This window comes from Mesorhizobium sp. WSM4845 (assembly GCF_055811455.1).
The window spans coordinates 1-834 of the sequence record NZ_JBVVQA010000089.1; the positions used below are offsets into that span (position 1 = coordinate 1).

Annotated in this window: 1 protein-coding gene; it reads right to left on the minus strand. The window is 58.9% G+C overall.

Going from position 1 to position 834, the window contains the following annotated elements; translation table 11 throughout:
• Positions 1 to 614: hypothetical protein (locus AC0L2C_RS34125; protein ID WP_473525525.1), on the minus strand; the 614-nt coding region annotated here is incomplete at its 3' end.
• Between the last annotated feature and the right edge of the window lie 220 nt (positions 615 to 834).

Consider the following 834-nt stretch of genomic DNA (forward strand, 5'->3'; position numbering starts at 1 on the left):
GCGTCCTCACGGGGCCGCGGCAGCGCCAGGCGCCCGTACAAGCGATCCAGAAAACGGAGAGGATGGGCAACCATATCCTCGAACCTGACAAGCAAGTAGTTGTCTCTGGCAGCCTGTTCCTCAAGCATCTTGCCGGCAATGTGGCCGTAGACTCGTCCCGCCATCATGGCCGGCACCCCTCGGCGGTTCCATGAATCGCAAAGGCCGTAGCCGTTCCTCACCAGCCCGACGAAGATCGTCTCTTCGAACTGCTTCTCGATTTCAGAGTTCAGGAAGATGTCGTACTCAGTCACCTTGAAGAGGACGTGGCGCGCGAGCGCGAGATCGAGCCCCCTTTCCTTCCGCAGCTGGTAGTCAGCGGCGATCGACGCTTGGACGCTCCTTTCCAGACGCTTCTGAAATCGCTTCGCGTAGAACACTGACCTGGAGGCAAGCTTGCCCGCCCGGACTCCCAGACGCCGATAGACCTTTGGAGGGAGATTCCAGCGGCCGTTGTAGTAGAACTGCCAAAACTCATCGAAGGTCATGAGGACGCCGGGCGAAGAGCCGATCATATTCGCCAGAATGTTCGACCCGCCGCGGCCGAAGGAATTTATGACAATGGCTCGATCCATTCTGGGGTCCAGGGATTGCGGTTCGGTGCGCTATTGACCTGTCTGAGTGTATTGGGCGATAGTATTTCCTAACCCTCGCGTCGTAAAGGCTCGCGTCACTGTACCCGTAGCGCGCGTGTTTTTGGTCGTCGACCATCGTCAGGAGCGCGCCCGCTTCATCGCCGCGTGCCGGACAGCACTGCAAGCGCTACTCGTACCACACGAAAACGCATGGGAAATC